Raw genomic sequence first — 7,330 nt, 5'->3', positions numbered from 1 at the left:
CTCGACATGACCGGCGATCGGACCGGCGAACACACCACCGGTGAAAGCCAGACCAGCAATACCCAGCACGCTCTTACGCAGCATCGTGTTCATGGCGGGGGCTCCATTCGGGGGTCAACGCACCCGGGGGCGGGTGCGGGCACCGTCAGGCGCACAAGAAAAAGCTCGGGGGGATTCCGGCTGCTCGCGGGGCGGGGGCCTCGACGCGGCGCCGGAAGACTGTGCAACGACCGGGCCCTCACCGTCATTCCCAGGGGGCTGGAGGCGCTTGCCTTCCTCGGCCGTGCACCGGGATACAACGCCGCGACCCCCCGACCCATTCCACCGCCAGCGTGCCGCCGACCACCACCCAACCGGACAAACCGCCCATCCGGCCTGTTCGGCAACACACCACCGGCGCCTCGGACCGCCCAGACACCCACACCGTTCCACCCACCGGCCCACACCGCCCCCAGCGGAACACCACGGGTGCCTCAGCACCGCGCAGACACCCACACCGTTCCACCCACCGCCGACCAACGCCGCGAGTGGAACGTCATGGGTGTCTCAAGGCCGCCCAGACACCCATGACGTTCCACCCACCGAGAACTCCCCGCACCGCATCCGACAAGCGCCAGCGATCATGAAGTTGACCGGACCTGGCGTCCGTTTTGTGACAGCCAACTTCATGATCGACGCGGGCAGGCAGACGGGCAGGGCGGGCGGGCAGACGGGCGGGTGGGGTGGGTGGATTTACGGCTCGAACTTGTAGCCCAGGCCCCGGACCGTGACGATGTAGCGCGGCGCGGACGGTTCCGGCTCGATCTTGGAGCGCAGCCGCTTCACGTGCACGTCGAGCGTCTTGGTGTCGCCCACGTAGTCGGCGCCCCAGACCCGGTCGATGAGCTGCCCCCGGGTGAGCACCCGGCCGGCGTTGCGCAGCAGCAGCTCCAGCAGCTCGAACTCCTTGAGCGGAAGCTGGACGCCCGCGCCCTCCACGGTCACCACGTGCCGCTCGATGTCCATCCGGACCGGGCCGGCGGCCAGCGTCGGCGCGCCCGACTCGCTCGCCTCGGTGCTCTGCCGGCGCAGCACCGCCCGGATCCGGGCGACCAGCTCACGGGGCGAGTACGGCTTGGTCACGTAGTCGTCGGCGCCGATCTCCAGGCCGACCACCTTGTCGATCTCGCTGTCCCGGGCGGTGACCATGATGATCGGGACGTGCGACCGCTGGCGGAGCTGACGGCAGACCTCGGTGCCCGACATCTCCGGCAGCATCAGGTCGAGCAGCACGATGTCGGCGCCGGTCCGGTCGAACTCGGTGAGGGCGGAGGTGCCGGTCGCGGCGACCGAGACCTCGAACCCCTCCTTGCGGAGCATGTAGGACAGGGCGTCGGAGAACGACTCCTCGTCCTCGACCACCAGTACGCGGCTCAACGGGTGTTTCCTTTCCTGTGGTCAGACCTGCCGGAGCTCGGCCGGGCCGGCCTCGATCCCAGCGGAGGCGAGTGTCGCCTCCAGGTCGTCCGGGGGGCGGGCAGGCAGCCGGAGGGTGAACGTCGAGCCCCCACCAAGGGTGCTCGACACATCCACCCGACCGCCATGGTTGCTGGCGATGTGTTTCACGATGGCCAGCCCCAGGCCGGTGCCACCGGTCGCCCGGGAGCGGGCCTGGTCGGCGCGGTAGAAGCGCTCGAAGATCCGGTCGACGTCGTTCGGGGCGATGCCGATGCCCTGGTCGGCCACCGCGATCTCGACGTGTTCGTCGGTGGCCCGCGTGGTCACCCGGACCGTGGTGTCCTCGGCCGAGTAGGTGACCGCGTTCTCCACCAGGTTGGCCACCGCGGTGGCGAGCTGGCTGTCGCTCCCGTACGCGGTCAGGCCCCGCTGCCCGGCCATGACGATCTCCACCCGGCGGGCGGTGGCCGCGGTGCGGGTCCGGTCGACCACCTCGGCGAGCACCCAGTCCAGCGAGACCGGCTCGGGTGGGGGCTGAGGTTCGGCGCCCTGGAGCCGGGTCAGCTCCAGCAGCTCCTGCACCAGCCGGCCGAGCCGGGTCGACTCGTGCTGGATCCGCTCGGCGAACCGCCGCGCGGCGATCAGGTCCTCGGACAGGCCGGGCCCGTCGTCGGCGGCCGGCTCGGTGGCGTCCACCAGCGCCTCGGCGAGCAGTTGGAGCGCGCCGATCGGGGTCTTCAGCTCGTGGCTCACGTTGGCCACGAAGTCGCGGCGGACCCGGGCCAGACGGTGCGACTCGGTGACGTCGACCGCCTCGATCGAGATGTAACCGGCGCCGAGTCCCATGGCCCGCAGGTGCACGCCGAGTGGGTTGTCACCGGCGCTGTCGCGACCTCGGGGCAGGTCCAGCTCGATCTCGCGACGCACGCCCGTGCGGCGGACCTGACCGGCCAGCGTACGGATCAGCGGGTGCGCCGCGATCGAGCCCGGCGTCGCCCCGGCCCGGAGCAGGCCCATCGCGCGGGCCGCCGGGTTCACCAGCACCGGCACGTCGTTCGGGTCGAGCACCACCACGCCGGCGCGCAACGAGTCGATCGTCTTGCGGCCGAGCCCGGAAAGGCCCCCCTGCGCTTCGTCCGGAATCGTCGGCCTCCCTGCGTCACGGCGGGCGGTCCCGCCGCCCCGCGACGCCCACCGGCGCCGCCACTGCCCCACCGGCCCGGACAGCATCGACCCGGCGACCAGTCCGGTCACCAGCGCCACGGCCACCGCGATGGCCACCGCCCACTCCACCCGGCGATCGTAGGGTCATTGTTAACCCAGGGATCGGTCAGAAAGGGATGAATCACTCTCGCTTCCGGGAATGTTCACCCACGGGTCCCGCGTCGTTCATCCGCGTTCACCCTGGTGCCGGCCGTCCGGCCTACCGTGGGGCGCGCACCTGCTCATGCCGTACCCGAAGGAAGTGACGATGCGCGACGAGTTCCGGGCCGACCTGCAGATTGTCAGCCAACTGCTGGTGGACATGGCCGAGGCGGTGCGCGCGGCCATGCGGCAGGCCACCAGAGGGCTGCTCACCGCGGACCGCGTGGCGGCCGAGACGGTGATCGCGCGGGACGCCGAGATCGACGATCTCTACCGGCACGTGGAGGAGCGGGTCTGCGACCTGCTGGCGCGGCAGGCTCCGGTCGCCTCCGACCTGCGGGCCATGATCACCGCGTTGCACGTGGCGGCCGACCTGGAGCGGATGGGCGATCTGGCCGACCACGTGGCCAAGACGGCGTTGCGCCGGCACCCCTCCCCCGCGGTGCCGGCCGAGCTGCGGCCGGTCTTCACCGACATGGCTGGTATCGCGGACCGGATGGCTGAGAAGATCGGCGCGGTGCTGGCCAAGCCCGACGCGGACGTCGCCGCCGAACTGGACCGCGACGACGACGCGATGGACGACCTGCACAAGAGCCTGTTCGGCGTGCTGCTCGGCGACGACTGGCCGTACGGGGTGGAGACCGCGATCGACGCGACGCTGCTGGGCCGCTTCTACGAGCGCTTCGCCGACCACGCGGTGAACGCCGGTGAGCACGTGGTCTACCTGATCACCGGCTCCTCGTCCGCCTGACCCGACCCGCACCGGGGGGAGGAAGGGGCCCCTTCTCAACAGGGGATTGTTGAGAAGGGGCCCCTTCTCTACCAGAGGCGTTAACAAGGGGCCCGGCCTTACATCAGCGGCCCTGGTTGGCGACCGCGGCGGCAGCCGTCTTGGCCGCGTCGGGGTCGAGGTAGGTGCCGCCGAGCACCTGGGGGCGCAGGTCGGCGTCCAGGTCGTAGCGCAGCGGGATGCCGGTCGGGATGTTCAGCTTGGCGATGGCCTCGTCGGAGATCTGGTCGAGGTGCTTCACCAGGGCGCGCAGCGAGTTGCCGTGCGCCGCCACCAGCACCGTCCGGCCGGCCAGGATGTCCGGCACGATCGAGTCGTACCAGTAGGGCAGCATCCGGTCGACGACGTCCTTGAGGCACTCGGTGCGCGGCATCAGCTCCGTCGGCAGCAGCGCGTACCGGGGGTCGCCGACCTGCGACCACTCGTCCGCGTCGTCGATCGGCGGCGGCGGCGTGTCGTACGACCGGCGCCAGAGCATGAACTGCTCCTCGCCGTACTCGTCCAGGGTCTGCTTCTTGTCCTTGCCCTGGAGCGCGCCGTAGTGGCGCTCGTTGAGCCGCCACGACCGGCGTACCGCGATCCAGTGCCGGTCGGCGGCGTTCAGCGCCAGCTCGGAGGTGCGGATCGCCCGGCGCAGCAGGCTGGTGTGCACCACGTCCGGCAGCAGGTCGTGCTCACGGAGCAGTTCGCCGCCACGTCGCGCCTCGGTCTCGCCCTTCTCGGTCAGGTCGACGTCCACCCAGCCGGTGAAGAGGTTCTTGGCGTTCCAGTCGCTCTCGCCGTGCCGCAGCAGGACCAGCGTCCCGATGGTGGGCCCTTCGCTCGCAGTCATGCCGATCATCCTGCCGTACCGGCCCGGTGGACACGCGGGGACCTGTGGTGACGACCACCACGTGGAAATGCGGGTGACCGGCGTTCCGGCCGGCCACTAGGTTGTAAGGCATCTGAGTTTGATCGGTCATTACCAACGGGGGCGTCGGGGATGCGGACGGTACAGGGCTGGTTCCGGGACACGGCGGGCGGCTTGCCGCGTTCCTTCTGGTACCTCTGGACCGGCACGCTGATCAACCGGCTCGGCTCGTTCGTGCTGATCTTCCTCGCCATCTACCTGACCCGGGAGCGCGGCTTCTCGGCGGTCCAGGCCGGCCTGGTGATCGGCCTGTGGGGCGTCGGTGGCGCGATCGGCACCACCGTCGGCGGCATGCTCACCGACCGCTGGGGGCGGCGACCCACGCTGCTCACCGCGCACCTCGGCGCGGCCACCATGATGGTCGGGCTCGGCCTGGCCCGCCCGCTCTGGGCGGTGGCCGCGGGCGCGCTGCTGCTCGGCCTGTTCGCCGAGGCGGCCCGCCCGGCGTTCGGCGCGATGATGGTCGACGTGGTGCCGGAGAAGGACCGGCTCCGCGCGTTCTCGCTCAACTACTGGGCGATCAACCTCGGTTTCGCCTGCGCCGCCGTGCTGGCCGGGCTCGCCGCCCAGGCCGGGTACCTGCTGCTCTTCCTGGTGGACGCGACCACCACGCTGGTCACCGCGCTGATCATCTTCACCCGGGTCAAGGAGACCCGGGTCGCGCCGACGGTCGTGGTCGCCAAGGGCGCGGCGGTTCCGGCCGGCGCGCTGCGCACCATCCTCCGGGACCGGGTCTTCCTCGGCTTCGTGGCGCTCAACCTGTTCGCCGCGCTGGTCTTCCTCCAGCACATCTCGATGCTGCCGATCGCCATGGGCGACTCCGGGCTCAGCCCGGCCACCTACGGCTCGGTGATCGCGCTCAACGGCGTGCTCATCGTGGTCGGGCAACTCTTCGTACCCCGACTCATCTCCGGTCGCAGCCGGTCGCACGTGCTGGCGTTGTCCGCGCTGATCATGGGCGTCGGGTTCGGGCTGACCGCGTTCGCGGACACGGTCTGGCTCTACGGCCTCACGGTGCTCATCTGGACGCTCGGCGAGATGCTCAACTCGCCCTCCAACGCCACCCTGATCGCGGAGCTGTCGCCGGCCGCGCTGCGCGGGCGCTACCAGGGCGTGTTCTCCCTCTCCTGGCAGCTCGCCGGCGCCAGCGCGCCGATCCTCGGCGGCCTGCTCCGGGAGCAGGCCGGCAACACCGCGCTGTGGCTGGCCTGCGCCGCGATCGGCGCGCTGACCGCGGTCACCCACCTGGTCTCCGGCCCGGCCCGGGAACGGCGGGCCGCCCAGCTCCGCGCCGCCGGCACCCCGGTCGCGCCGGTCACCCTCACCCGCACCCCGGCGCCGGAGTCGGCCGAGGCCGCGGCGGCGTCCCCCGCCGCGCCGGTCCGGGCCGGTTCCTGAGTACGCCCGCGCGCGCCCGCCGCCGACGCGGTCGCTACCGTGTCGGAAGGATTCAGTAAGGAAACCTTCCTGGAGGACGGGTGCGCGGCCTGCGGCGCTGGTGGGACGACACGGCCGGCGGCCTGCCCGCCACCTTCTGGTACCTCTGGTCCGGCCTGCTGATCAACCGGGCCGGCGCGTTCGCGCTGCTGTTCCTGTCGCTCTACCTCACCGCCGCGCGGGGCGCCTCACCGTCGCTGGCCGGGCTCGTCGTCGGCGCCTACGGGATCGGCGGCGCGGTCGGCACGCTGCTCGGCGGCGTCCTGGCCGACCGGTGGGGCCGGCGGGCCACCCTGCTCGCCGCCCACCTCGCCGCCGCCGGGCTGATGGCCACGCTGGCGTTCAGCCGGCACCTGGCGGTGATCGCCGTGCTGGCCACGCTGGTCGGGGTGGCGCACTCGATGCCGAGCCCCGCGTTCGTGGCGGCCATCGTGGACGTGGTGCCGGAGGCCCGCCGGTCCCGCGCGTTCAACCTCCAGTTCTGGGCGTTCAACCTGGGCATGGCGGTCGCCTCGCTGCTGGCCGGGGTGCTCGCCGAGGCGAGCTTCCTGGCGCTGTTCCTGGTCGACGCCGGGGCCACCCTGGCGGCGGCGGTGGTCATCGCGCTCAGGGTGCCGGAGACACTGCGCCACCGTCCGGCGGTGACCCCGGAGGCGGTGGTGGGGCGGCGACCCGGGCTGCACACCGCGCTGACCGACCGCACCTTCCTCACCTTCGTCGCGCTGACGTTCCTGCTGGCGGTGCTGACCATGCAGACGTCGACGATCATGCCGCTGGCGATGCGCGCGGACGGCCTGCGCCCGTCCGCGTACGGGCTGGTGGTGGCGCTCGGCGGGGCGCTGATCGTGGCCGGGCAGCTCTTCGTGCCGCGGCTGATCGAGCCGTACCGGCGCTCGACCGTGCTGGCCGTCTCGACCGGGCTGATGGCGCTCGGCTTCGGCACGCTGACCGTCGCCGACGGGCTGCCGCTCTATCTGGGGGCGGCGGTGGTCTGGACCGCCGGGCAGATGCTCGCCGCGCCACCGAACGCGCAGATCAACGCGGACCTCGCGCCACCGGAGCTGCGCGCCCGTTACCAGTCGGTGTTCTATCTGACGTTCCCGGCGGCGTCCTTCGTGGCGCCGGCGCTCGGCGGGCTCAGCCTGGAGCGGCTCGGCGACCGGCACTGGCTGGTGGTGGGCGGGCTGGGCCTGCTGGCCGCCGCCGGCCACCTGATCGCCGGGCCGCCACGGGAGCGCCGGGTCGCCGCGCTGCGGGCCGCGTCCCGACCGGTGGAGACGATCCGCCGGTGAGAACGGCCGAGCGCCCACCCCGACCCCCGTCGAGATGGGCGCTCGCACCGTACGCCCGGCGGCGGCGGGCGACACTCACCCCCGTAAGCGTCGCCCGCT

General features: G+C 72.1%; 6 protein-coding genes. 3 read left to right on the top strand and 3 right to left on the bottom strand.

The window, feature by feature from the left end:
• Window positions 1-732: 732 nt before the first annotated feature.
• Together AB0B02_RS13515 and AB0B02_RS13510 are read right to left on the bottom strand one after the other, a co-directional pair.
• The gene (locus tag AB0B02_RS13515) at window positions 733-1,416 is read right to left on the bottom strand and encodes a response regulator transcription factor (RefSeq protein ID WP_107160420.1); all 684 of its coding nucleotides are present in this window, start codon (window positions 1,414-1,416) and stop codon (window positions 733-735) included.
• A gap of 21 nt (window positions 1,417-1,437) precedes the next feature.
• Window positions 1,438-2,718, bottom strand: a complete 1,281-nt coding sequence (locus tag AB0B02_RS13510; protein WP_281938621.1) for an ATP-binding protein — start codon at window positions 2,716-2,718, stop codon at window positions 1,438-1,440.
• Window positions 2,719-2,908: 190 nt separating this feature from the next.
• Between AB0B02_RS13510 and phoU the strand changes: the two genes are divergently transcribed.
• Window positions 2,909-3,553, top strand: a complete 645-nt coding sequence (gene phoU / locus AB0B02_RS13505; protein WP_281938341.1) for a phosphate signaling complex protein PhoU — start codon at window positions 2,909-2,911, stop codon at window positions 3,551-3,553.
• 103 nt (window positions 3,554-3,656) lie between these two features.
• Here phoU and AB0B02_RS13500 read toward each other — a convergent pair whose 3' ends face one another.
• Window positions 3,657-4,424, bottom strand: coding sequence for a phosphoglyceromutase (locus AB0B02_RS13500; RefSeq protein WP_281938343.1), 768 nt, complete (start codon window positions 4,422-4,424; stop codon window positions 3,657-3,659).
• 150 nt (window positions 4,425-4,574) lie between these two features.
• Here AB0B02_RS13500 and AB0B02_RS13495 point away from each other — a divergent pair, with 150 nt between their 5' ends.
• Both AB0B02_RS13495 and AB0B02_RS13490 read left to right on the top strand, forming a co-directional pair.
• Window positions 4,575-5,900 carry an MFS transporter gene (locus tag AB0B02_RS13495; protein ID WP_357300161.1) on the top strand — a complete coding sequence of 442 codons (1,326 nt, stop codon included), beginning with the start codon at window positions 4,575-4,577 and terminating at the stop codon, window positions 5,898-5,900.
• An 80-nt stretch (window positions 5,901-5,980) separates the two neighbouring features.
• Window positions 5,981-7,231 (top strand): MFS transporter, encoded by a 1,251-nt coding sequence (locus AB0B02_RS13490; RefSeq protein WP_281938347.1) that lies wholly within the window; start codon window positions 5,981-5,983, stop codon window positions 7,229-7,231.
• Window positions 7,232-7,330: the final 99 nt, after the last annotated feature.

It is taken from the genome of Micromonospora sp. NPDC049240 (assembly GCF_040647835.1).
GTDB lineage: Bacteria > Actinomycetota > Actinomycetes > Mycobacteriales > Micromonosporaceae > Micromonospora.
This window is presented reverse-complemented; position numbering and strand designations above follow the sequence as displayed.